Annotated in this window: 26 protein-coding genes and 3 tRNA genes; 17 read left to right on the top strand and 12 right to left on the bottom strand. The window is 62.3% G+C overall.

From position 1 onward, the window contains the following. Positions 1-7: 7 nt before the first annotated feature. Positions 8-628: a LysE family translocator gene (locus ACFWAD_RS01145; RefSeq protein ID WP_378536672.1), complete on the bottom strand. Its 621-nt coding sequence runs from the start codon at positions 626-628 to the stop codon at positions 8-10. A 399-nt stretch (positions 629-1027) separates the two neighbouring features. Between ACFWAD_RS01145 and ACFWAD_RS01140 the strand changes: the two genes are divergently transcribed. Continuing rightward, a complete protein-coding gene (locus ACFWAD_RS01140; RefSeq protein WP_378540684.1) occupies positions 1028-2038 on the top strand; it encodes an alpha/beta hydrolase in 1011 nt (336 codons plus the stop codon). Between the two features lie 20 nt (positions 2039-2058). On the opposite strand, the gene ACFWAD_RS01135 is transcribed toward ACFWAD_RS01140, so the two are convergent. From ACFWAD_RS01135 to hisC, 3 genes are all read right to left on the bottom strand, one after another. Continuing rightward, positions 2059-2928, bottom strand: a complete 870-nt coding sequence (locus tag ACFWAD_RS01135; RefSeq protein ID WP_378540682.1) for an MYG1 family protein — start codon at positions 2926-2928, stop codon at positions 2059-2061. 37 nt (positions 2929-2965) lie between these two features. Beyond that, the gene (locus tag ACFWAD_RS01130) at positions 2966-4660 is read right to left on the bottom strand and encodes a bifunctional metallophosphatase/5'-nucleotidase (protein ID WP_378540680.1); all 1695 of its coding nucleotides are present in this window, start codon (positions 4658-4660) and stop codon (positions 2966-2968) included. Positions 4661-4760: 100 nt separating this feature from the next. Further along, entirely contained in the window at positions 4761-5837 is a 1077-nt protein-coding gene (gene hisC / locus ACFWAD_RS01125) for a histidinol-phosphate transaminase (RefSeq protein ID WP_378540678.1), read from the bottom strand. Positions 5838-5898: 61 nt separating this feature from the next. On the opposite strand from hisC, the gene ACFWAD_RS01120 reads away from it, so the two are divergent. The 11 genes from ACFWAD_RS01120 (at position 5899) to ACFWAD_RS01070 (ending at position 14729) form a co-directional block, all read left to right on the top strand. Beyond that, entirely contained in the window at positions 5899-6618 is a 720-nt protein-coding gene (locus ACFWAD_RS01120) for a dienelactone hydrolase family protein (protein WP_378540676.1), read from the top strand. Between the two features lie 96 nt (positions 6619-6714). Beyond that, a tRNA-Ser gene (locus tag ACFWAD_RS01115) sits at positions 6715-6806 on the top strand. Between the two features lie 82 nt (positions 6807-6888). Further along, positions 6889-6961 (top strand) — tRNA-Arg (locus ACFWAD_RS01110). Between the two features lie 151 nt (positions 6962-7112). Beyond that, positions 7113-7889, top strand: coding sequence for a helix-turn-helix domain-containing protein (locus tag ACFWAD_RS01105; RefSeq protein ID WP_378536689.1), 777 nt, complete (start codon positions 7113-7115; stop codon positions 7887-7889). Positions 7890-8045: 156 nt separating this feature from the next. Beyond that, positions 8046-9080, top strand: a complete 1035-nt coding sequence (locus ACFWAD_RS01100; protein WP_378540674.1) for an iron-siderophore ABC transporter substrate-binding protein — start codon at positions 8046-8048, stop codon at positions 9078-9080. Continuing rightward, positions 9077-10120 carry a FecCD family ABC transporter permease gene (locus tag ACFWAD_RS01095; protein WP_378536694.1) on the top strand — a complete coding sequence of 348 codons (1044 nt, stop codon included), beginning with the start codon at positions 9077-9079 and terminating at the stop codon, positions 10118-10120. Before ACFWAD_RS01100 ends, ACFWAD_RS01095 begins: the two co-directional genes overlap by 4 nt. Continuing rightward, positions 10117-11169 (top strand): FecCD family ABC transporter permease, encoded by a 1053-nt coding sequence (locus ACFWAD_RS01090; protein ID WP_378540672.1) that lies wholly within the window; start codon positions 10117-10119, stop codon positions 11167-11169. Before ACFWAD_RS01095 ends, ACFWAD_RS01090 begins: the two co-directional genes overlap by 4 nt. Further along, positions 11166-11981 (top strand): ABC transporter ATP-binding protein, encoded by an 816-nt coding sequence (locus tag ACFWAD_RS01085; protein ID WP_378540670.1) that lies wholly within the window; start codon positions 11166-11168, stop codon positions 11979-11981. Before ACFWAD_RS01090 ends, ACFWAD_RS01085 begins: the two co-directional genes overlap by 4 nt. After that, positions 11978-12607 carry a pyridoxamine 5'-phosphate oxidase family protein gene (locus ACFWAD_RS01080; protein ID WP_378536701.1) on the top strand — a complete coding sequence of 210 codons (630 nt, stop codon included), beginning with the start codon at positions 11978-11980 and terminating at the stop codon, positions 12605-12607. The genes ACFWAD_RS01085 and ACFWAD_RS01080 overlap by 4 nt, the downstream gene beginning before the upstream one ends. A gap of 34 nt (positions 12608-12641) precedes the next feature. Next, positions 12642-13820, top strand: a complete 1179-nt coding sequence (locus ACFWAD_RS01075) for a cation:proton antiporter (protein ID WP_378540668.1) — start codon at positions 12642-12644, stop codon at positions 13818-13820. 207 nt (positions 13821-14027) lie between these two features. Then, positions 14028-14729 (top strand): DUF732 domain-containing protein, encoded by a 702-nt coding sequence (locus ACFWAD_RS01070; protein ID WP_378540667.1) that lies wholly within the window; start codon positions 14028-14030, stop codon positions 14727-14729. A 213-nt stretch (positions 14730-14942) separates the two neighbouring features. Here ACFWAD_RS01070 and ACFWAD_RS01065 read toward each other — a convergent pair whose 3' ends face one another. From ACFWAD_RS01065 to ACFWAD_RS01045, 5 genes are all read right to left on the bottom strand, one after another. After that, positions 14943-16187, bottom strand: a complete 1245-nt coding sequence (locus tag ACFWAD_RS01065) for an alpha/beta hydrolase family protein (RefSeq protein WP_378540665.1) — start codon at positions 16185-16187, stop codon at positions 14943-14945. 79 nt (positions 16188-16266) lie between these two features. Continuing rightward, complete coding sequence (locus ACFWAD_RS01060) at positions 16267-16956, bottom strand: DUF998 domain-containing protein (RefSeq protein WP_378540663.1); 690 nt, start codon at positions 16954-16956, stop codon at positions 16267-16269. Positions 16957-16966: 10 nt separating this feature from the next. After that, on the bottom strand, positions 16967-17371 hold the full coding sequence (locus ACFWAD_RS01055) for a very short patch repair endonuclease (protein ID WP_019746481.1): 405 nt from the start codon (positions 17369-17371) through the stop codon (positions 16967-16969). Positions 17372-17381: 10 nt separating this feature from the next. Next, positions 17382-18257: a hypothetical protein gene (locus ACFWAD_RS01050; RefSeq protein ID WP_378536708.1), complete on the bottom strand. Its 876-nt coding sequence runs from the start codon at positions 18255-18257 to the stop codon at positions 17382-17384. Beyond that, complete coding sequence (locus ACFWAD_RS01045) at positions 18254-19399, bottom strand: DNA cytosine methyltransferase (RefSeq protein ID WP_378542879.1); 1146 nt, start codon at positions 19397-19399, stop codon at positions 18254-18256. Before ACFWAD_RS01045 ends, ACFWAD_RS01050 begins: the two co-directional genes overlap by 4 nt. Positions 19400-19637: 238 nt before the next feature. Between ACFWAD_RS01045 and ACFWAD_RS01040 the strand changes: the two genes are divergently transcribed. Continuing rightward, entirely contained in the window at positions 19638-20225 is a 588-nt protein-coding gene (locus ACFWAD_RS01040; RefSeq protein ID WP_378536711.1) for a putative glycolipid-binding domain-containing protein, read from the top strand. Positions 20226-20236: 11 nt separating this feature from the next. Here the strand turns inward: ACFWAD_RS01040 and ACFWAD_RS01035 are convergent, their stop codons facing one another. After that, positions 20237-21211, bottom strand: a complete 975-nt coding sequence (locus ACFWAD_RS01035) for a prephenate dehydrogenase (protein ID WP_378542877.1) — start codon at positions 21209-21211, stop codon at positions 20237-20239. Between the two features lie 48 nt (positions 21212-21259). On the opposite strand from ACFWAD_RS01035, the gene ACFWAD_RS01030 reads away from it, so the two are divergent. From ACFWAD_RS01030 to ACFWAD_RS01015, 4 genes are all read left to right on the top strand, one after another. Further along, positions 21260-21799: a tRNA adenosine deaminase-associated protein gene (locus ACFWAD_RS01030; protein ID WP_003943823.1), complete on the top strand. Its 540-nt coding sequence runs from the start codon at positions 21260-21262 to the stop codon at positions 21797-21799. Further along, on the top strand, positions 21800-22261 hold the full coding sequence (locus tag ACFWAD_RS01025; protein ID WP_378536714.1) for a nucleoside deaminase: 462 nt from the start codon (positions 21800-21802) through the stop codon (positions 22259-22261). Between the two features lie 138 nt (positions 22262-22399). Next, positions 22400-22591: a CsbD family protein gene (locus ACFWAD_RS01020; protein WP_003943869.1), complete on the top strand. Its 192-nt coding sequence runs from the start codon at positions 22400-22402 to the stop codon at positions 22589-22591. Positions 22592-22647: 56 nt separating this feature from the next. Beyond that, positions 22648-22738: transfer RNA gene (locus ACFWAD_RS01015), tRNA-Ser, on the top strand. Positions 22739-22827: 89 nt separating this feature from the next. On the opposite strand, the gene ACFWAD_RS01010 is transcribed toward ACFWAD_RS01015, so the two are convergent. Next, a complete protein-coding gene (locus tag ACFWAD_RS01010; RefSeq protein ID WP_378540661.1) occupies positions 22828-23199 on the bottom strand; it encodes a hypothetical protein in 372 nt (123 codons plus the stop codon). Positions 23200-23681: 482 nt separating this feature from the next. After that, positions 23682-23954 (bottom strand): hypothetical protein, encoded by a 273-nt coding sequence (locus ACFWAD_RS01005; RefSeq protein ID WP_378540659.1) that lies wholly within the window; start codon positions 23952-23954, stop codon positions 23682-23684. Positions 23955-24377: the final 423 nt, after the last annotated feature.

Raw genomic sequence — 24377 nt, 5'->3', positions numbered from 1 at the left:
TGCGGTCTCAGCGCGCTTCGAGCGCGATCTTCGCTCCGAATCCTAGAAGAACTGTTCCGGTTATGCGCTCCAGCGCCTGTCGCACTCGGGGCTTCTCGAAGGTGCTACGTGCCCGCGAGAGAAGGACGACGTAGCCGCTGAGCCACACGATGGTGATGGCTGCGTGGATGAGCACCAGCAGTGCAAGCGACGGTCCTGTGGGCCATCCGGCCGGAACCAACTGTGGCAACAGTCCGGTGTAGAAGACGGCGATCTTGGGGTTGAGCAGGTTGGTGGTGAAGCCCGTCTTCCACGTTCCGGCTTTCTGCGACCGTGGAGTGCCGACATCGTGTTGCATGCGCGAAGACCGGCTCTCCCACAGTGCTCGTACCCCGAGATAGATCAGATAGGCGGCGCCCGCGAGCTTGACGACGGTGTAAGCCTCGGCGGATGCGGCCAGGATCGCTGAAAGCCCGAGAACGGTCAGCAGCCCCCACACGAGGAGGCCGGAGACTATGCCGGCCGCTACCCGAAATCCGGCGGATCTTCCGGCGCCGAGAGCAGCCTGTGTCACGACGGCCATGTCGGGCCCCGGGACCAGAGTCAGTAGGGCGAGCACAGCTGTGGCGGCGAGCAGAGCGGTCAGCATGCAACAAGTATGAAGTCGGGGTGGGGAGCACAGTCGGGCGGTGGTGTCGTGCCTGTGAACAAAGAGTGGCGCGGCGGTGTGAACTGCATGGACACGCCCGGAAACCGGGGTCTCGCGAGCCCTGTTCGACAAAGTTATGCACACTGTGGGGAAACGGATCGTTGCAGGTAGGAGGAATAACTCTGTTGTAATTCATCCTTTTGTCCACAGGTTATGCACAACTGGGAAGTGGATGTGAATGAAGTTATCCACACCTGTGTGTGCATCGGTGGAGAACTGTCCAACTCCATTGGATACCCGCGAGTAATAAATCCCAACCAGTGGGTTGACCCCGGGACGTTCGTCCTGTCCAATCGAGGGTTAGCGATAGTCGTGCGATGCTCAGGGGGCGCTTGACGGATGCGGAGATTTGGGTTTGTCGGAATTGTGTTGGTCGTGCTCGCGCTTGTCGTGGGCGGAGTGGCGTATGCCGAACCGGCGCCCGAAAATCCACCAGGAGATCCGGCCGGTCAGACCGGCGCCCACATCAATCGCATAGAGCGGTTGTCGCCCACTCGCAGTGCGGTGTTCGTCGATTCGCCGGCGATGCGACGCGAGGTGCAAGTGCAGGTTCTGCATCCAGCGTCGAGCGCAGGATCGCGTCCGTCCTTCTACCTACTCGACGGCGTCAGTGCCGGTTCGGAATCCGGATATTCCGAGAGCACCTGGACCCAGAAGACCGACATCGAAACGTTTTTCGCCGACAAGAACGTGAACGTCGTTCTCCCTGTGGGCGGTACCGGCAGTTTCTATACCAACTGGAAGAACGACGATCCGAACCTCGGTGTGAACAAATGGGAATCGTTTCTCGCCGAGGAGCTTCCGGCATTGATCAATTCGGCGTTCTCCGGAAACGGGACGAACGTGGTCGGTGGGGTGTCCATGGGTGCACTCGGTGCGGCCAACCTCATCACACATCACCCGAAGCTCTACACCGGATTAGCTTCGTACAGTGGCTGTCTCGACAACTCCGAATCGTCCTCGCAGGATTCCGTGCGGCTCACCGTGGCCAGCAAGGCCGGCGACGCCACCAACATGTGGGGCCCGGCGTCGGACCCCGACTGGCAGAAGCACGACCCGTCCGCCAACGCGGAAACGCTGCGCGGGAAGACGATCTACGTGTCCTCTGGTACAGGTGCGCCCGGAGAGTACGACAACGTCTTCACCCCGAGTGGACTGCAGACAGCCATCGAAGGCGGACCGCTCGAGGCGCTCGCGAACACCTGTACACAACTGTTCGAAGCGAAGTTGGGGGAACTGTCGATTCCCGCAGTGTTCGCGTATCGGAACGACGGCACGCATTCATGGCCGTACTGGCAAGACGCGCTTCACGATTCCTGGCCGACGGTGAAGACGGCGCTGGGAATGTGAACTGGAATGTGAGCTGAGAACTACTCGGCCAGTGCCAGTTCGAGCAATTGGAGGGCACCGTCACGGGTCTGTGCAGCTGCGATGAACCCGGCCTTGTGGCAGAACACCGAACTGTCGACGCCCGTCTCGGCGGCAAGATCCGAGCCGTTGAGGCCGCGCCACTGCTCCGGCAACAGCTTTCGTGAACCGAACTTGGAGTCGGCGGGCTTCACTGTCTGAATCGACCAGCCGCCGTTGGTATTCGGGAAGATCGTGAACAGCAGTTCCGGTTGGGCCGATGCGGCGCGGCCGTGGGGAACGAAACGTTCCAACACGACGAAGCGCGGATCCGTTGCCTTCTCGTAGGTCTCGGTGAACTCGCGTTCGGCGGCCGCGTCGCCGGCGTACTTGGCGCGCAGGCGAATCAAGACCTGAGTTGCGAGAACGACGGCCAGCTCGAACTGGGTGTCGAATTCCTCGTCGGTGGACGAGATCGGATTGAACAGGTCCAGCACGGACGACAGATCAAAAGGCTTGGTGCCGTAATCGTTGAGGGCGTAGATCTCCTGGCCGTTGTCGACGGCGTCGATGCCCTCGACCAGTCGGCTGTCGATCCGTCGGAAGACGGACGCGTCGCCTTCGCAGAACTTCAAGCCGTATTCCTGCCAGAGCAGGCCGAAGGCGGAGTACAGAATGCCGTTGCTGCGCTCGCCGGCATCACGCTGGTGGTGGTCGAAGCGGCCTTCGGCCGGGTTGTAGCGACCGCCGACGTCGAGCACGATGTCCGCGCTGTCGAGGACGTCCTCGTCACGGCTGCGAACGACGGTGGCGTCGGGGTACAGCTGCTTGAGCAGCGATACGCCGAAGACGTCGTCTGCGTGGAACTTGCCGTTATGGGTCGCGATGATCACCCGTCGAGACTAGGCAATCGAGCGCGGGGATGCCTATTCAGCCGATGGTGCGGATGCGGTCGGTGGCTGGCGGCGAGACCGGTGACCCGGCTGCGAACAGGGCGGTCAAGGCGTCGAGGTCGTTGCCCGCACCGGTCATCTGGGTGGAGTTCTTCAACGCGGTGAAGCCGTCTCCGCCCTCGGCGAGGAACTTGTTCACCACGACGCTGTAGACGGCGTCGGGTGCGATGTCCTGCCCGTTCAGGCGCATTTCCGAGATTCGCGTACCCGGCGCTGCTCGCCGGTCCAGGGTGTAGGTGAAGCCCGCGGACGGGGAGAGGATGCGCTCGGTACCGGTGCCGTCGACGTCGATCTGGAATTGCTGTTCGAGGGCGTCCTTCAGGACCGCTCCTGTGACGGAGAGCACCTCGAGGCTGTTGCCGAAGGGTTGCGCACTGTAAGCCTGGCGATAGGTGATCTGGCCGGAAGTGCCGAAGTCCAAGTCTTCGCGCATGCCGCCGGGGTTCGTCAACGCGAGTTGAGCGCCTCGTGTCGATCCGGCCGCGAGTTGAGCGTCGGCGACCAGGTTGCCGAGTGTGGATTCGCCGCTGGGTACCCGGTCTCGTGTCAGATCGGCGGTAATGGTCCCCACCGGCCGCTGAGCGCTTTCCGACGCCTCCGACCAGGCCCGGTCGGCGAGAGCCTGAATATCGGGATCCGGCGAAATATCGTGTGTCACTATCTGATTGAACGCGGACGTCTGATCGCGAACGACCTCGCGTGTGTTGCGATCGATGGTGACGTCTGCGACGGACACGATCCGGCCGTGCGAAGCGCCCTGCATCACGACTCTGGGATTGCCTGCGGGATCAGGGAATTCGCAGTTGTACTGCTGGTGGCTGTCGGCGGTGAAGATGACGTCCACCTTGGGTGATGCGCGTAAGGCGATGTCGCGGGCCGGGCCGGACTCGACATTGCAGTCGTTGGGTCCACCTTCGACGGCTGGTTCGTCCCCACGGTGCAGAAGGACGGTGATGGCTTTGACACCGAAGAAGTCGAGGACGTCGGCCGTGCGGTTGATCGCTTCGACCTCGTCGCCGAACTGCAGATCGGCGATCCCGCCCGGTGTGACGATCTGCGAGGTGTTGGCGGGGGATATCGCGATGACTCCGAGCGGAATGCCGTCGACCATGTTCACGGTGAAGGGCAATGTGGCCGGAGTGCCGTTGGTGTACGTCATGTTCGCGGCCATCAGCGGGAAGTTGGCGCCGTCGAAGGACGGGCTGAACGTGCATGCGTCGACGGCGGAGCAACCACCGGATTGCATGCGGCGGAACTCGGCTAGCCCTTTGTCCAGTTCGTGGTTGCCGATCGCGGAAGCGTCGATCTTCATCCGGTTCAGGAGTTCGACCGTCGGTTCGTCGTTGAACATCGCCGACTCGAGCGCCGACGATCCCCAGTTGTCACCGACCGAATACAGCAGCGAGTTGGTGGCTTGGCTGCGAAGTTGCGTCACGTAAGCAGCGAGATACGCTGCGCCACCTGCGGGAGTGAGCGAGCCGTCGGCCTGCCTGATCTCGCTGCGAACACCTTCCGGCGGGCGGAGGCTGCCGTGCAGATCGTTGAAGGCCAACAAGCGGACCGACACCGTGTCCTGAGACTGGGCAGTGGCGACGCCACTCAGGGAGGTCGCGGTGGTGGCGAGAAGGGTCGTTGCGAGCACGGCACACGTTCGTGTCATGCGTCGCGTCATGCGTCGTGCTCCCTCACTCGGACCGGCCTCGAACCTCCCTGAGTGTGCCCGTCCGCCGAAACGAATTCCAGTCCTCGGCGTAACAGTTATGTATCGAGTGTCACGCGGTGACGCCGATGCCCGCCGCCTGCTTCGCGACGTCGGTATCAGCGAAAGCGAGGAATGCGTCGTTCTCGTGTGGATCGCCGATGGTCATCCGGACGCCCTCGACGCCGTACTGACGGATCAGAATGCCCGCTTCGGTACTCGCCTCGGCAAAACCGGGAGAGAGCTCTCCGAGGGGGAGATAGACGAAGTTCGCCGACGACTCGGGGACGGTGTACCCGGCTTCGATCAGAGCGGTCCGAACTCGCGTCCGCTCGGCGATGACACCTTCGGTGCGGGCAAGCAGTTCGTCTGCGGCGGCCAGGGAAGCGATCGCGGCGGCCTGCGCGACAGCGCTCACGGTGAACGGGGTGTGCACCTTGCCGAGGGCCACGATGATCTCCGGATCCGCGACCGCGTAACCCACGCGGATTCCCGCGAGGCCGTATGCCTTCGAGAAGGTGCGCAGAACAACCACGTTGGGGCGGGTGCGGAACAGTTCGATGCCGTCGGCGTCCGAGCGTGAGTACTCGAAGTACGCCTCGTCGAGTGCGACGACGACGTGCGTCGGGACAGCGTCGAGGAAGCTCTCGAGCTCTGCCTTCGACAGTGCATTGCCGGTCGGGTTGTTGGGGTTGCACACGAAGATCAACCGCGTGCGGTCGGTGATCGCGGCCAGCATCGCGTCGAGGTCGTGGCCGAAGTCCTCGGTGAGCGGAACCTTGACCGAGACGGCGTGGCCGACCTGGGTGACCACGGGGTACGCCTCGAACGAACGCCACGCGTAGATGACTTCGTCACCCTGATCGCACGTGATCTGCACGAGTTCCTGGCACAACGTCACGGAGCCACAACCAGCGGCGACGTTGGCAGGCTCGACATTCAGGAAGCTGGCCAGCGCCTCGATGAGGGCGACCGCAGCGTTGTCCGGGTAGCGGTTGGCATTGGCGACCGCGTCGGCGACGGCGTCACGCACACCGGGCAACGGCCCTACTGTCGTTTCGTTGCTCGCCAGCTTGATCGCACCCGGAAAATTGCGTCCGGGAACGTAGGCGGGGATGGAGGCGAGGTCAGGGCGAATGTGTGCGGTCACGAGTCGATTATGCGCGCACTGATTTGGTGCGTTGCGGCCGTCTGCGTGTCACAGTTGGAAGATGTCGGAAATCTTCCGGGCCACCGCATATCTGCGCGGAGCCGAAGGGGAGGTCGCCACGGCTGTTCCACTGACGGTGGTGGAGCCGGACGGCCCGACACGAGGCGCAATCGTCGTGCTGCACGAAGCCCGGCAGTTCAGCCCGGCTCTGCTGAATCTGATGTGCGCACTCGCCGGCGAAGGGTGGGTGAGCGTCGCACCGCACCTGTTCCATCGCGAACCCGAGCACATGCAGGGCGAGGTGTTCGGTGACAACCTCTTCGCCGACTTCGACGCGACCCTCGACTGGCTCGTCGCGCGCGAAGTTCTCGCCGACACCATCGGGGTGCTCGGATTCGACGACGCCGGGACCGCCGCGATGCTCGTAGCCACCAGCCGTCCCGTCGGCGCCGCGGTGAGTGTCGCCGCGCGGGGAATCGTCGAAGCCTTGTCGGTGGACGCTCAGGCGCTTGTCGACGCGGCTACGTTCCTGCAGGCGCCGTGGCTGGCTCTGTACGGGGAGGACGATCCCAGCACGCCTCGCGAACACGTGACGCTGCTCCGGGAAGCGACCGCGAAGGCCGACGTCGCGACGCTGGTGGTCAGTTACGCCGGACTGGCTCACCGGGCGGACGAGCCGCCGCACCTGTCCGAGGACGCCGACGTCGACGACCCGGGTTCGGCGTCGATCATCGAAGCTCAGACCCGGATCTTCGACTGGTTCGACAGCCACCTGCGGTAAGTCGACAAAACAGGGCGCTGACCACACGTTTTGCCTTTGGTGGCGAAGGGTGTGTAATCTTTCGATCCGGCGGTCCGAAAGGATCGGAACCCCCAGGGAGGCGTGCCAGAGCGGCCGAATGGGACTCACTGCTAATGAGTTGTCCCTTTTACGAGGGACCGGAGGTTCAAATCCTCTCGCCTCCGCCAAGCCGGTGATTTTGACCGGCGGGTTAGAAATGATAGAAAGTACGACGGCAAGACACGCAAGATCAGCAAGACAACAGAACATGCGCCCGTAGCTCAACGGATAGAGCACTTGACTACGGATCAAGAGGTTAGGGGTTCGAATCCCTTCGGGCGCACAAGAAAGAAGGCCACGGACTCACAGTCCGTGGCCTTCTTTTTGTTTTGGTGCGTTCGTAATTTCGGAATGTGCGTGACGTCACCCCGGCGGATTTCGATCCCCGCGACCTATGCTTTCTCCGGAGCAACCGCGCGAACCGAGGAGAACCGTTGGAGACCGTCGACAGTCGGACGCTCCCCGTTTACTCGGCTGGGGCGGTCGAGGTGCCCTTCGTCATCGCGGGCATGGACGAACTCGTTTCCCGCGAGACCCGGTGGGAAGCGCACTCGCATCCGACCCACGAGTTGTTGTGGAACGAGCGGGGAGCGTCGACCGCCACGGTGGGATCGCGCACGTGGACGATCACCCCGACCGTCGGTCTGTGGATGCCCGCCGGCGTCCTGCACTCGGCGATCGCCCCCGCGGGCACCTGGTATCGGGCCGCTCAGCTCGACATCGCGTCAGTTCCTTCTCTGTCCGACGTGCCGGTGGCGATCGAGGTAACTCCGCTGCTGCGGAATCTCCTCGAGCGACTGGCAGACGATTCACTCGGAGCCTCTTCGCGCTCGCTCACGGAGCAGATGGTGATCGACGTGCTGGCACCGTCGCCGAACGAGTTGCTGGTGCTGGTGCCGGACTCGGCGCTTCTGCAACCCATCGTCGATGCGATCGGTGACGATCCGAGTGACATGCGAACGCTGTCCGACTGGGCCCGAACGCTCGGTGTCAGCCCGCGAACCATTACCCGGGTATTTCGCTCGGAGACCGGGATGAGTTTCGGGCAGTGGGTGTCAGCGGTGCGTGCCCAACGGGCGGTGACCCTTCTTGCGCACGGTTTGGATCTGCAAGAGGTCGCCGAGCGCGTGGGCTACCACTCGACCAGCGCGTTCGGGGCGGCATTCCGACGCACTACAGGGGCTACACCAGGGATGTTCCGGGCCAGCTGATAGGCCGTCGCACCCTGTCTCGATCGCTACACGGGGTGTCCCAAACACGCGATTGCGCCACAATGTCCTCCCGTATACGGTTTAGGCAAACCTCACCTAAGTGCCTGATTGAGCCGGGTTGAGGGCCGTACCCCTTCTCGAGAGAGTTCTGTTTTCATGCGTTCAAAACGCTTCTTGGCGGTGGCCGCAGCAGTGGTCGCAGTCGCCCTCGGCATGACAGCTTGCAGTTCCGACTCCTCAGAGACCGCCGACGGCGGCAGCGCTGGAAGCGGATCCAGTTCCTTCCCGGTCACGATCGAGCACGCTTTCGGAACTACGACGATCAACGCCAAGCCGGAGCGAGTTGCCACCGTCGCCTGGGCCAATCATGAAGTGCCCCTTGCTCTTGGTGTGGTTCCTGTCGGTATGGCCGCCGCGACATTCGGGGACGACAACGGCAACGGCATGCTGCCGTGGGTCGAGGAAAAGCTCGACGAACTCGGCGCGAAGCCGCCGGTGCTCTTCGACGAGACCGACGGCATCGACTTCGAAGCCGTCTCCGATACGAACCCTGACGTCATTCTTGCCGCGTACTCCGGGTTGACGCAGGAGGATTACGACACCCTCAGCGAGATTGCTCCGGTCGTGGCATACCCCGAGGGACCGTGGGCAACGTCGTGGCGCGACGTCATCAAGTTCAACAGTATGGGCCTCGGCATGGAATCCGAAGGGAAGGAACTGATCTCCACCATCGAGAAGGAGATCGCCGACGAGGTTGCCTCGCATCCGCAGCTTGCCGGCAAGGCGACCATGTTCCTGACGCACGTCGACACCGCTGATCTGAGCCAGGTCAGCTTCTACACCGCGAACGACACGCGCGCCGCGTTCTTCGAGGACCTTGGACTTTCGACGCCGAAGAGCGTTGCCGACGCCTCGACGGGTGGTGAGTTCTCGAAGAAGGTCAGCGCCGAGCGTGTGGACGTCTTCGACGACGTCGAACTGATCGTCACCTACGGTGACCAGGCGCTTGTCGACGCCCTCAAGGCTGACCCGCTCCTCTCGCAGATGCCTGCCGTCGCCAACAACTCGATCGTGTTCCTCAATGGGACCGGGCCGATGGGAACGGCGGCCAACCCGACTCCACTCGCAATTTCGTGGGTACTCGGCGACTACGTCGATCTGCTCGCCGGGGCTGCTGGAAAGTCGGAGTGACTGTAACCTCGCAGGATTCGACGTCGGGCGCTCGCGATACGCGGCGTCCGACGTTCGGCAATTCGCTGTGGCTGATCGCCCTTCTCGTTGTCCTCGCGGTGCTCATGTGCGCTTCGATCGTCATCGGCTCTCGTGAGGTCGACTGGTCCGATATCGTTGCCGCGCTCGGCGGTTCAACGGACAACATCGGTCAGGGTGCGATTGCCAAGCGCATTCCGCGGACGGTGCTCGCGATCATCGTGGGTGCTGCGCTCGGTCTTGCCGGCGCAGTGATGCAGGGGATTACCCGAAACCCTTTGGCGGATCCCGGAATCTTGGGCGTCAACATGGGAGCTTCGCTCGCAGTGGTGATCGGAATGGCGTGGTTCGGTCTGTGGACCCAGACCAGCATGATTTGGGTGGCCATACTCGGTGCAGCCGGGGCGGCGTTGTTCGTCTACGTAGTCGGGTCACTCGGGCGAGGTGGAGCCACGCCACTCAAGTTGGCTCTCGCCGGGGCCGCAACATCGGCTGCGTTTGCCTCGTTCATCACCGCGATCATGCTGCCGCGTAATGATATTGCTGGCAACATTCGTTCGTGGCAGATCGGCGGCGTCGGAGGTGCGAGCTTCGAGGTGATCCGACAGGGTCTGCCTTTCCTCATTGTCGGCTTCGTGATCTGTCTGCTGTCAGCGCGTAGTCTCAACTCTCTTGCGCTCGGCGACGAGGTTGCATCAGGTCTCGGCGAACGCGTCGCGGTGGTTCGTGCAGTGGCAGCGCTCGGTGCAGTGCTGCTCTGCGGTGCAGCCACTGCCATCGCGGGACCGATCGGCTTCGTCGGTTTGGTTGTCCCGCATCTGTGCCGGTTGCTGATCGGTATCGACAACCGTTGGCTGCTACCGTTTTCTGCGCTGACAGGTGCCGCCCTTCTGGTCGCCGCCGACATTCTCGGACGAATTGTCGCGCGGCCGAGCGAAATCGACGTCGGCATCATCACGGCGCTCATCGGAGCGCCCTTCTTCATCTACATCGTCCGCCGTCAGAAGATACGTGAGCTGTGACCACTACATTCGTTACTCCCGAAGTCGAGGTCGATGCAGTCGGAGCAAGCCGTATCCGACGAGGTAGGCGACGCCGCATCGTGATTGCCGTGCTAGCGGCCCTCGTCGTCGCCTCGTTCGCGGTCACGTTGATGGTAGGAAAAACCTTCTACCCGCCGTCGGATGTTCTTCGTGTCGTGTTGGGGGAGAACGTACCTGGTGCCTCGTTCACCGTCGGCCGCCTCCGGCTGCCTCGCGCTGTCCTCGCTGTGGTCGCCGGAATCTGTTTCGGCTTGGGCGGCATCACGTTCCAGACGATGCTGCGCAATCCGCTCGCGAGTCCCGACATCATCGGAATCAGCTCCGGTGCAAGCGCTGCAGCAGCTTTCGCGATCATCTCGCTTTCACTCGGCGGTTCACAGGTATCGGTTTTTGCTATCGCTGTCGGTCTGGGCGTCGCAGTCTTGATTTACGTTCTGTCCTTCCGGGACGGTGTAGCAGGCACTCGGCTGATTCTGATCGGTATCGGCATCGCCGCGATGCTCGACAGTGTCACTGCCTACCTGCTCAGTACCGCCGCCGCGTGGGATCTACAGGAGACGATGCGTTGGCTCACCGGCAGTCTCAACGGCGCCAACTGGGGTTCGACGGTTCCCGTGCTCCTGGCGCTGGTTGTCCTCGGACCGGTGCTGCTGAGCCAATCGCGCAACCTCTCGACCATCCAGCTCGGTGACGACGCAGCGCAAGCACTCGGCGTCAGAGTGGAACGAACGCGCATTCTGTCGATCATTGCGGCCGTCGGACTCATCGCCTTTGCCACTGCCGCCGCGGGGCCCATCGCCTTCGTCGCATTTCTGTCCGGCCCCATTGCCGCCCGCATCGTCGGTCCGGGAACATCACTTTTGATTCCGTCGGCGCTGGTCGGAGCGCTGCTGGTGCTCGTTGCCGATTTCTGCGGACAGTATGCCTTCGGCACCCGCTACCCCGTTGGCGTGGTGACCGGCGCGCTGGGAGCGCCGTATCTCGTCTACCTCATCATTCGCTCCAACCGAACGGGAGGTTCGCTGTGACCGAATCCCATACTCTGACTGTCGAAAACCTCGAACTCGGTTACGGAGGACGGACCGTCGTCGAATCGCTCGACCTCGCGGTGCCGCCGGGAAAGATCACGACCATCGTGGGCGCCAACGCGTGCGGCAAATCGACGCTGCTGCGGTCGATGTCGCGGCTACTCAGTCCCCGAAGCGGTCATGTTCTGTTGGACGGCAAGGATGTTCATCGCCTGCCCGCGAAGAAGCTCGCTCGCACGCTCGGTCTGCTGCCGCAGTCACCGATCGCGCCGGAAGGGATAGTTGTCGCCGATCTCGTCGGCCGTGGTCGTCATCCACATCAGCGGGTGTTGTCGAGGTGGAGCCGCGAGGATGACGCAGCTGTCGCCGAGGCGCTTGCGGCAACGGACACAACCGGATTGGCCGAACGATCGGTGGACGAGCTTTCCGGTGGTCAGCGCCAACGTGTGTGGATTGCGATGGCGCTCGCCCAACAAACCGATCTGCTTCTTCTCGACGAGCCGACCACCTTCCTGGACGTGAGCCATCAAGTGGAGGTGCTGGACCTGCTGACCGACCTGAACCGGACTCGGGGTACAACGATTGTCATGGTTCTGCACGATCTCAACCTTGCTGCCCGCTATGCCGACTACCTCGTTGCCATGGCTGATCGCCGGGTCTACGTGGCGGGTGATCCAGGCGAGGTGCTCACCAGCGACAACGTCCGTACCGTGTTCGGCCTGGACAGCCGAATCATCCCCGACCCCATCTCGGGTAAGCCGTTGGTGTTGCCGCTCGGGCGCCACCACGTCCTCGACGACGTGTTGACATGATGGAGCCGAACATTTCGAATGGACGCGTTGAGTCCTTGGAGCAACTCAATGCGATTCTCGGACAGCCGCATCCGTCGATCATGGAGAAACACACCGACTACACAACGCCGTTGATTCGTGAATTCATCGAGCAGGCAAGGTTTTTTGTGCTCGCGACGTCCGATGCGGCCGGCAATTGTGATTGCTCGCCGCGTGGGGACTTGATCAGTCAGGTGCTCTTCCCCGACGAGAAGACCCTCGTGCTCCCGGATCGCCCGGGCAATCGGCGTGCCGACTCGTACCGAAACATGATCGAGAATCCTCACGTCGGGATTCTCTTTCTCGCGCCTGGCCACGACGAGATCGTGCGCATCAATGGCGTGGCGACGCTGACGACCGATCCTGATCTGCTGAAGTCGATGGCGATGAACGGCAAGCCGGCGCAGCTTGCGGTGATCGTGCGGATCGACGAGGCATATCTGCACTGCGCGAGAGCGATCCTGCGGGCGAAGTTGTGGGATCCGTCGACGTGGCCCAATTCCGATGACGTACCGAGTCTGCGCGACATGATGGCCGAGCAGCACAGCCTGCGCGTCGATGATCTCGAACCCGCCAGACAAGAGGCGTACCGCAAGCACCTGTACTGAACGCAGATTTGTCACCTATGTCCGATAATGATCCGTGCCTTCAATTGCCTCCTCGCTGTTCTGGATCGCGCTGATCGCGGCCGTCGCGCCGATAGTCGCGGGCCTGATCCCGCGTCGGCTGGTTCCCGAAGTTGTGTTGCTGCTGGTCGCGGGCGCAGTAGTCGGACCGTTCGCTCTCAACATCGCCGCTGACAGCGAAGCGATCGGAATCCTCCGCGAACTCGGCCTCGGCATGCTGTTCCTGCTCGCCGGCTACGAGATCGACCGACAGGAACTCAGTGGGCGCGGCGGACGTCGAGCGCTCTACACGTGGCTGTTCTGCCTCGCGTTGGCGTTCACGGTGGTCGCGCTGCTTGGCATGAGGAACGTGATCTCCGCCGAAGCCGCTGTTGCCATCGCAATGACGTCGACGGCTCTGGGCACGCTGCTGCCGATCCTCAAAGACAACAAACTCCTCGACACGCGCTTGGGCAAGACCGTCCTCAACCACGGGGCTGTCGGCGAGCTCGGGCCGGTCGTTGCGATGGCGGTTCTGCTGAGCGCTCGTGGTGCCGTCCTGTCACTGATCGTGCTTGCCGTTTTCGCCTTGATCGCCGTCATCGTGGCGGTGCTGCCTGGCAAGCTGATTCATGAAGGCTCGTGGACACATCGGCTGGTGCGGGCAGGAGCGGACACCACTGCGCAGACGACGGTCCGCCTCACCGTTCTGTTGTTGGTCAGCCTCGGAGTGCTGTCGGCAGTGTTTTCGCTCGACGTCATCCTGGGTGCGTTTGCCGCCGGCTTCATCCTGCGTCGACTCATGCCAGAGGGCGACGAGCGCCTCGAGATCAAGCTCGACGGAATCGCCTTCGGGTTCCTCATCCCGATTTTCTTCATCACCTCCGGCATGGCGATCGACGTCTCGGCAGTCGCCGCGAGTCCCGGCATACTGATTGCGTTTCTGATCCTGATCGTTGTGGTCCGCGGTGTGCCGGTGTTTTTCGTGACGAAATTCGAGAAGGTCGAGCCACCCTTCACCACGCGTGAAAGTGCGCAAGTCGCGCTGTACGGAGCTACCGGTCTACCGATGATCGTGGCTGTCACTGGCGCCGCCGTCGACGCGCATCAGATGTCTTCGGACAACGCGTCAATTCTTGTCGCTGCCGGTGCGATCACCGTTCTACTGCTGCCGATGCTCGCCACTCTGTTGACGAAAAAAGAGAAAGTGTCCTGATTCAGAGATCCAACTGCTCGTCGAGCCAGTCGAACATTCGCTGATCCGTCAGTCGCCTCGCCATGGACTGACAGCGGAAGCTCGTGCCCTCAGTTGTGGATTGGGACCGACGACCTTTTCGAGAAGAAATTTTTCGAGAAGGAATAGGGAGAGCAGTCGACTGGTATCGGGTCGGCGGCGCAGGTAACGGGAGATGTCTGCATTGCGATGTTTCGAAATGTGTGGACAAACAACGCCCTAACGGTTCGAACGCATCGACGTTTTGGACGCAGAATTCAGATCGTTGCCGCGTCGGGCCTATGCAGCATTGGGCTTATCGTGGGATGCAGCTCACCCACCGCGATACCCGAGTCTGCGGACAAAAGCTACCTGCGTGAGGTTCGTGTCGCTGAGGTACCTTTCGCCAGCGAGGAAGTGGCGATCAAGGTTGGGAAAGGTATGTGCGAACTGATCGAACGAGCGGTCTCGGGTGGCCAGACAATTGCAGATGCGCTGACCATTTTGCAGCAGCAGTCCGATCACGCCGGGGTCTACAGCTCCGCCCAGAACACAGTAATAATCAAAGCCGCGGTGAAATCGTACTGTCCCGAATACGGCGACACCAAGGTGCAGGTGGTTGAATCCACACCTCGGGCGACGACCGCAACCATGACACCCGAAGACACCTTGAACAGGATGATCAAACAGTTCGACCAGGATGCCTTGCCGTACGAAAGTGTTCAGTGGCTGCAGGAACGGGCCAACGAGGTGTGTGCGGACTGGGATGAGTTGGGTGGTGACCGCGGCTTCGAATATGCAGTTCTAGGTCAGACGTTAAATTTTCGTCCCGTCGACTTCGAAAAGGCCGCCTTAGCGGTCACCCACCTGACCCAGTACGGCTGCCCGCAGTGGTACAAGTACATTCGCTGAAGCTTCGATTAAGGCTCCCCGCTACCACCGCTTTGGCGTACACGATGGACCTGATTCGCGGTTCGGTATCGAAGTGGTTAATTTGCACTGTGTTTTTGTACTCAAAGTTAATGTCGCGTCGAAACGGATTGCATTAGGCAAAGTTTCGAGTTATCCGATCCTTCTCCGGCGGACGCCTCCAAAAGAACGTTGACGAAAAAAGAGTGTCCTGATTCAGAGATCCAACTGCTCGTCGAGCCAGTCGAACATTCGCTGATCCGTCAGACGCCTCGCCATGGGCTGACAGTGGAAGTTCGCACCTTCCGCAGCGGTGAAGGGAACCACTGTCGTCGGTCCGCCGGAGAGGGCGGCGAGCCGCTTGGATTGACCGGGCCAGAACTGCTCGTCTTCCGGTTCGGTGATCAGCAGGGGAGTGGAGATCGAGCCGGCGACGTGTTCGAGGTGGTACTTCCGAACGGCGGTGAGGGTGTTGTAGTAACCGTCGGCGAGGTACGGACGCGCTCGGAAACGCCAGATCCGGGCGCTGTCCTTGGAGAATTTCATCCCCAGCCCTATCGCCATGTCGCGGTCGAAGGCCTCCGACTTCTCCTCGTCGAGCAGCTTCTGCATCTTCTTGGGGATGTGGGCGAGCCACGACGCGGCCACATCCACGACCCCCGGATCGGCGATAGCTGCCGCGATCCGATGCTCGAACGCCAACGACTGCGGCACCCAGTACCCGCCCTGACTGATCCCGTACATCGCCAGCTTCGACGCATCGACGTCCGGCCGGTCCACGAGATAGTCGACGACGGGCGTGATGACGGCTTCCCAGTCGTGACGGAACGGGATGTTGCGCTCGAAGAGCATCGACTGCTGGCCGGGACCGTCGAACATCAACACGTTGTAGCCCCGCTCGAGGGCTCCGGCGCCGCCGCTGCCCCACAGCACGCTGATCGGGCCGTCGCTGCCGTTCACCATGATCAGCGTCGGCCGCCGAACGTCGCCGGGTGGGCGGAAGAAGTACCCGGGCAGGTAGGTGTCCTCGTACGGGATCCGGACGCGTTCGACGGGTTGGGAAGTGGTGTCGACAAAGCGGTCCCACGCTTCGCGGTGACGTTTGAAGGTGGGGACGAGAACGGAGTCGTCACTGAGGCCGTCGACGGCGTTGATCGCCACACCGAAGTACGACGCCGCCCGCAGATACGCGTTGGACGCGCTCCGCGAATGCCCGGCCTCGGCTGACTTATCGGCCTGCCCGAATACCCGTGTTCCGAGGTCGAACCAGGCCTCGTACCAGCCCTCGAGGTCCTTCTCTCCGACATGAGCGATGGCCGAGAGCACCTCGCCGGCATCTGCCGCGCCGTAGGTGGCCAGTCCCAGAACGACTCGTAGCTCGAAGTCGAAGGATTCGTTGCGATAGAAACCAGCAGTGAACGCCTGGTGAGGATGGGCGAAGAACGACGACGCGAGAGACATGGGCTCACCTTCGCTAGTTCGGGGCAGCCATTTTCAGTTGTAGTTCCAGGATCGCCCGAATCGCTTGCCGGAAAACCTGTCAGCGCGGCGACGCCGGGAGCCCGGTGGATGGCGACCTCGACATCGCAAATGCCAGGGTGCACAACCACAACGACATTCCCAGCACCTGCGCACGTTGAGCGATACCCAGTCCGAGATTACCGCCGCCCGAGACTTCGATGCTGTTTGTCGTCAACATCCACACCGTCGCAAGGGAAGTCAGGATCAAAATGGTCAGGCCGGTAGTACGCAACGACCGGTGTTCGCGATACCTGAACGCTCCCACGGTGAATGCGATCATGGCGGTGAAGATCGCGAACACCGCCACGCTGCTCGTCAATGCGTGAACATGGTGAAGTTGCGGAAGCAGGCCGTCGGGTGCGCTCGACGGGCAGCCCTCGCCCGAGCATTCGAGGGGGAACGACGCGTCGGCGATCGTCGCGATGCCGAACACTGCAAGTGCAATCCAGCCGGTGACGTAGAGCCTGCGCCTGGGCGTGATCAGCAGACCAAGCGCTCCCGAGATCAACATCAAGATCGCGGACAGAACGTCGGCATTGCCGAAGACATCACGGTATTTCTGGTTCTCGGCATCGAGTTCGCTGAGGAACGATGTGACCGGGTCGAGGCCGGTGTCGAGGAAGAATTCGAGAATCCACGACGAGTAGACAATTCCGCCCAGAGCCAGCGCAGCCACCAAACCCCACCGCGCAACGTTGCGTTCCTTCACGAATTCGAGCTTACGGACCGAGCAGGGCTTTCTGGACGCGTTCGGCTGCTACCAGCGGATCTTCGTGCTCCCAGATGCGGATGACGGTCCAACCCTGCTCTGCCAGACGTGCATCGGTGTCGCGGTCTCGAACCACGTTGGCGGCCAACTTGTCCGTCCACCACTGCGCGTTGTTCTTGGGAAACGTCGCATGCTGCGGGCAGCTGTGCCAGAAGCATCCGTCCACGAATACCGCGACTTTTCGGCGCGGAAATACCAGATCGGCGCGTCGGCGAACACCTTTGACCGGCGCCCGGTCCACGAAGTATCGCAGCCCGCGCCGATGAAGCTCGCGTCGAAGTGCGATTTCGGGTTTGGTGTCGCGCCGACGCTGAGCGCTCATCCGAGCGCTGGTGGCAGGATCTGTCGCAGGCACCGTGGTTCTCTCAGCCGTCGGAATCGTCGCTGTCTTCGGGATCGGACCAGGTAGGCGCAAACCTGTTGCGACGCTCCACTTCACCGTGCACGACGGTCACGAAGTCGGTGAACGAAAGCGTCTGAGCGTCGGTGGGGCGGCCGTTGCGTGGCGGCGGTTCGTCGACGTCGAAGAACCGAACCGCACCATCGGGTTCGTAGAGTCCGATGTAGACCTTCTCGAAGAGGTCGTAGCGCGTGTCTTCGGCGCCGAGATCCACCCAGGCCTTTCCCGGAACGCCGACCACCGCGCGCTTGCCCCGGCCCGAGCGCTTCGAGAGCGTCGTGACGTGGTGTGCAAAAGAGGATTTGCCGGTATCGCTGGTCTTGGTCGGGTCCCCGTCGTCGCAGGTGGCGTACGGCTCGAACATGACGGCCACCAACACGCTGTAGGGCTGGCGCTGATGCAGAACCATTGCCTCGCCGCGCAATTCGTGGTCGTTGCGGACGATGTTCTTGGTCCACCGTCCCAGCTTGCCGCTGCGCGGACTGTAGTCCTGGAAGTTGTAGGTCTTGATGGAGACGCAGAGGATCAGACCGAGAGTGGGGTCGAGTGCCTTGACGTCCAAGCGCTTTCGGCCCTTGGCGACATCGACCGTTGCCTCCTGGCCTTCGCCGGACGCCGTCGGAGTGATGTTGGGATACAGCGGACGCAGAGCATCGGCCACAGTCTGTGCCAGTTGATTGGACAGTCGCTGGGCGTAGTTCTTCTTCTCGCCGCGATCGGCATCGGCCGGAGGCTTGTCGCCTGCGAGTTGCAGTGCGCTCCAGAGTGGTTCGTGTTCAGGTTCGGAAAACAGTGTCTCCGGGAACAGGGGCTCCGGTTCGGGAAACAGCGAGTCCGTCATGCCGCGGCCTCGGGATATCCGCCCATCCGCTCGAGATGGCTTTCGACGTCCTCGATGAAACCGGGGATGAACCGAAGATTGCCCATGCGTGCGCGCTTGAGGAAGCCGGCCGTCGCCCGCGCCGACAGCAACCGCGTGTCTTCGAGGAAGCCGCTCAGATCTTCGTAGTCGTACTGCACCGGCCACGTCGACGTGTGTACGCGGAAGGACTGACGGTTACGGCCCCACGCCGCGCTCGGCCACGCGTCGCCCGGCTCGAGGGGCGTCTCGCCGGCGGCGTCGTATTCGATGGGATCGCTCAACCGGCCGCCGACCCACGACGCCATCCGCACGCTCACGGCATTGCCGACGAGCTTCCATCGGTGGCTGTGGCGAAGGCCGGGGACCTCGACGGACGGCAGCGTCCAGTCGGGATCGAAACCCTGCAAGCGTTCGGCGTCGACGAGACCGGGGGTGACGATCTCGCCGGACGGCAACCGGACTGCCGGTTGGCTGGGGATACCGACGGACGAGCCGCCCTTGAGCGTCGGCACGGCATTGACGGCCCATCCGAGTCCGCGGGTGCCTTCGGTCCAGTAGAAGCCGCACGGGTAGTCCGCCGGATCGCCGCCCAGGCGCTCGCCGGCGTCCTGGCCGAACAGGATTTCGCGAGGATCGTCTGTGCGCGAGGCGAGCATGATGACCCGCTGGCGACGCTGGGGGAGTCCGAAGGCGCGGGCGTCGACCACCCGGTATGCCCAGGTGTATCCGAGGTCTTCGAGGGCGTCGGTGATGTGCCGCATGGCTGCGCCCTTGCCGAGCTGCAGCATGAAGGGGACGTTCTCGATCAACAGCCAGCGCGGGCCTTTCTTGCGCTTGACCAGACGGAACACCTCGTCCACCAGGCCTGAGCGTGCGCCGGTGATGCCTGCGGTCTTGCCGGCCTGAGAGAGGTCCTGGCAGGGGAAACCGGCGGCCACCAATTCGATGTCACTGGGCAGCGCGCGCAGTTTGGTGACGTCACCGTGCAACGGCACGTCTGCGAAACGCGAACGGAGAACTGCCTGGGCGCCGGGATCGATTTCACACAGCAATTCGGTGTTCCACCCATGTTCCGAGAGCCCCAACTCCAGCCCACCGATACCGGCAAACAAACCCACCATGCTCCGCGACGACGTCACAGCACCCTTCCTCACGAACCGACCTAGAAGCACGGTACTCGAGAACTCCGACACCGTTTGCCAACTAATCGGTCCGCGGCGTGATCCTTACGGAGGATCCGTTGTGAAACGCCTTACATCGAGATCTTCGGGACCGATCGAAGTCCCTAAAAGGTCCCTGATCGAAGCAATAACCCGAACCAGCGGTGCTCCCCGCCCGTTCGTCCATTACCGTGGTCGGGTGAGCATCCAACCTTCCGATGACGCGTCCTGGCCCGCGGTATTGACCTGGCAGGCCCACAACGCTCCTCGTATGGAGTCTGTTCGTGTGCAGCTGAACGGAAATCGCATCAAGGCTTCCGGCCGGATCATCGGTGGAGCCTGCAGCGATCACCCGGCATTCAGCGCGTCATACGACCTGGTTACCGACGAGGCCGGCATCACCCGCAGGCTCTCTGTTCGGACTGCCTTGGCTGCCGGTGAGCGTCAGATGTCGATCAGCCGGGACGAAGAAGGCACCTGGATGGTCGAGAACGGCGCGAGCCATCAGCGCTCGGCGTTCGACGGTGCACTCGACGTCGACGTGATCCTCAGCCCGTTCTTCAACACGCTGCCCATCCGCCGCGTCGGCCTGCAGAACGACATCGAAGACGCCGAGGTTCCGGTCGTCTACGTCAACCTTCTCGACCTGCGCGTCGAGGGCGCGACCATCACGTACAGCAGCGGCACCGACGGAATCAGTGTGTTGTCCCCGGTGTCCAGCTCGACGCTGTCCGTCGACACCGAAGGCTTTGTCCTCGACTACCCGGGTCTGGCAACTCGTATCTAGGTTTCGTTTCTCTAGGTTGCGGATCGCCGGATGACGCCACCGCGTCGACCGGCGTCTCGCATCCGGTCGATCCAGTCGGGTTCTCCGACGTGAATATCTTCGATGTCCCAACGCTCGTGCGACTGGTAGGCGCCGCGCGCAGCGAACCCTGCGTCCACCAATCGTGCCGTCGAGCCGTTGTCGAGCAGATCGGTACGTGCATCCTGCAGGAGGTTGAGCGCTTCGTCCAGTGCGACCAGCAGGGCGTCGCGGTTGCCCTCGCACATCGCCCGCACCAGGCCGGGTGCGCTTCCCGCCACGCGAGTGCCGTCGCGAAATGATCCGGCAGCCAGCCCGAGTGCCAGTTCGCCGCCGGCCGCTCCCGTGATCGCAAGTGTTTCCGCAAGCAGGTGAGGCAAGTGCGAGATACGCGCGACTGCTCGATCGTGCTCAAGAGATTCGGCCGGCACGACCACCGAGCCGCAGTCGAGTGCGAGATCGGCAACCTGCTTCCACACGTCTGCGTCGACGCCCTCGTCGGTTGCCACTACCCACACGGCGTCGACGAACAGATCGGCATCCCCGACCGCCCAACCTGACGCCGAGGTCCCGGCCATCGGATGTCCGCCCACGAACTTGGCGCTCAAGCCCGCTCGTTCGACAGCGGCTTTCACTTCACCCTTGACGCTGACGACGTCGGTGATCGGATTGTTCGGCGCATGCGCGGCGATTGCCGCCAAGGTGGCGTCGACGGCAGGCATGGGCACGGCGATCACGATGACGGCACCGCTCTCGTTCGCCCTGCGCAGTGTGGAAACCAGGTCGGTGTCGGCGTCGAAACCGTCGGCTCGGGCGGCGTCGGCGGACTCGACGGAACGGTTGTAACCCCATGCTCGACGGCCGGATCGGACGGCGGCTCGAAGTAGCGAACCGCCGATCAATCCGAGGCCGAGAACGCAGACTGGTGGGGCGGAATCGATCGCAGACACCGGTTCAGGTTGGCACATCGATGCTCGGACTTCACTCACTGGCACCAGGCGGGCTACCGTTGCGCCATGGGTGCACAGCGCGCGGGTAACAAGAGCGCCTCTTCGAACCAGTCGGAGGAGCTTGAAGGCTTCGGTGTCGCGGTGGTCCGTGAAGAGGGGCGTTGGACGGTCAAAGCACTGACGCCCGACGCGTTGACCTCGCTCTCGGCCGCCGAAACGCAGCTGCGTGAGTTGCGAAGTTCGGGTGCCGTCTTCGGCCTTCTCGACGTCGACGACGAGTTCTTCATCGTGTTGCGTCCGGCCCCGTCCGGCACGCAGTTGCTGATTTCCGACGCGACCGCCGCCATCGACTACGACATCGCAGCCGACGTCCTCGACGCCTTGCACATCGAGATCCCCGACATCGACCCGGACGACCTCGATGATGTCGAGCCGTGGGAAGAGGGAGATCTGTCCGTCCTGGCCGATCTGGGCCTGCCGGAACCCGTACTCGCCGTCATCGCGGCCGAGACCGATCTGTATCCGGACGAGCAGTTGGGGATGATCGCGCAGCGACTCGGGTTCGCATCCGAGTTCGGCGCAGCGCTCGACAAGCTCCCGCGCTAGATGACTCTCGCTGACGATCAGCGCATGATCCGTGCGGCCATCGTGGCTGCACGCTCCGCTTCCGACGCCGACGTACCGGTCGGCGCCGTGGTGTTCGACGCAGACGGCGCCGAGGTTGCTCGCGCTGCCAATGCCAGGGAAGCGTCGTCCGATCCGACTGCGCACGCCGAGATCGTCGCATTGCGTGCTGCCGCGAAAATCTACGGCGACGGCTGGCGTCTGGAAGGTGCGACGCTGGCGGTCACGCTCGAGCCCTGCACGATGTGCGCAGGCGCTCTGGTCCTCGCCCGGGTCTCCCGAGTCGTTTTCGGGGCGTGGGAGCCGAAAACCGGTGCCGTCGGATCATTATGGGACGTAGTTCGAGATAAAAGATTGACCTATCGACCGCAAGTGCGCGGAGGCGTCCTCGAGGACGAATGCGCTGGGCTTTTGGAAGATTTCTTCCGCGAGCAGCGAGCCTGAAATCGCTATTCCCCATCGAGAGTGATCGCACACTCGGGTAGCCGGAACCGGTAAACGAGGGCATGGTGGAGGCAGATGCCGTCAGGGTATCGGCGGATCGTCGGAAGGCGATTCGTTCGCGTTCACGGAGGAGAACTCATGGGAATCGCAGACAAGGCTCAGAACAAGGCCGAAGACCTCGGGGGCAAGGCCAAGGAAGCTGCTGGCAGCGCTACCGGTGACCGGGACCTCGAAAACGAAGGCAAGGGCGACCAGGTGAAATCGGCCGTCAAGGATGCAGGCGAGAAGGTCAAGGACGCCGCGTCCAGCATCAAGGACAAGCTCACGTAATACCGCTCCACCTGGCGATTTCGGTCAGGGGCACTCCATCCGGTAAAGTCACCAGCGGTGGCGTGTCCGAGCGGCCTAAGGAGCACGCCTCGAAAGCGTGTGACGGGTAACCCCCGTCCGAGGGTTCAAATCCCTCCGCCACCGCCAAAGCTCCCCACCTGTTCACGCAGGTGGGGAGCTTTTTTGTGTCAATTCGTGTGAATCTTCAGCCACTTGTGGCCACTTTTCGGCCACACTCACGGGCCAGGAAAGACCAGATCCGTCAACGCCTTGCCGACGCACCGGCGAGACAGCTCGTCGAGGATGAACTGAGGGACGGGCGCCGATCGGGTCCGGAGGATCTTGGTCAGACCCTCCGCGTGATCGACTCCGAGCTGCACGGCATTGTCGTGGACGGTAATCCGGCGGCGCAAGAACTCCACATCTTTCACCCTCGGTGCCACCAGTTCGCCCCAGCGCAGTCCTGTGTAGGTGAGAGTGAGCACCTTGACCCGATGTTGTACTGACTCGTGAGCCAGACGTGCAACGTCGTCGGCTGAGAGGTTCAGGAGAGGGCCGTCGACCTCGAAGCCGATGGTCGCCGGTACCTCGGTTCGTTTGCCTCCCATCAGTGATCCGAGCACGACTACCAACCAATGGGTTTGGAAACTGTCTGCGCTCGGGCTCCGCACAGTTTATTAGTTGAATACGGCACAAACGATCTGCCGTAGCGCACTTGGACGCCGAGGACCACAACTCACGCAAGTGTGCAGGTCTTCTCACAATCACAACTGTGAAAAGATCCAGATCCGTCAAAAATCACCTTCAAAAAGAATCAAGTACGTATTCTTCCTCAGTACCGGACAGTTCTAACCGTAAGTCCCACTGCACGACCAACGGCCGGCACATTGAAAACCCGCACCAACTTACATCTTGTGCCTGCTCGGATCATCTGTGGATCGACTCATGCGCTCCGGATGTGGGAGAGCCGGATAAAGCTCGAAGAAATACCCCAGTTTCGAGGACTTTCACATTAGCGTCGTGCAACCTCCCCGAAGATCTTGAAAACCGGCACCTCTGCCCTGTATGCAGTAACGAATGCTGCCGGGCTCTAAACGAAGAGAGGAGGTGAATCAGAAATGAATAACGTCCTCCTTGCTATCGTCAACGTGATCGTGGCGATGGCGAACGGTTCCACGATCCCCTTCTCATTAGAAGGCGCAGGGCCACTAACCGCCCCCGACTTGTAGAGAAGATCGACCGACCGCATGTGGATGACAGTTTCAGCTCTGCCTGACAGGGTCCCAAATAGTTGGTCGAGGCCGCCGCGAGCATCCTCGTCATCGGCGACTAACGCCACGAAGAGGCCGTAGAACACCGCCATCTACCGCTAAACTCCACAGCCGGCGCTCTCTTTCAAAACTGGAGGGTGTCTCTTTTCCTGGAATTGAGACACGGTTGCGGTGAGTTACCGATCTGGATCGCAAATAGCTTCCCGGCTCCGGGAAATGGTCAACCGTGGGCGCTACGCCAACAGTTGGCGTCTACTTGCGTAACGCTGGTAGTTGCCCAGGGAGTTTTCATGGCCACATTTTGACCACACTTCACCTCAAAACCGGGTAATTCAGCGTTATCTCAGGGTTCAAATCCCTCCGCCACCGCCAAAGCTCCCCACCTGTTCACGCAGGTGGGGAGCTTTTTTATGCGTAGATCTGGAGTGCGAGCGCTGCTGACCGTCGGGGACGGACACGCTCCGGCCGGCGTATCGGGCGACCGGCCAGGTCGAAGCCCGTGTCCCTAAAGCCGG

The organism is Rhodococcus sp. NPDC059969 (genome assembly GCF_042738325.1).
Lineage (GTDB): Bacteria > Actinomycetota > Actinomycetes > Mycobacteriales > Mycobacteriaceae > Rhodococcus_F.
The sequence above is the reverse complement of the archived record's forward strand: the minus strand, read 5'-3'. Positions and strand labels throughout refer to the sequence as shown.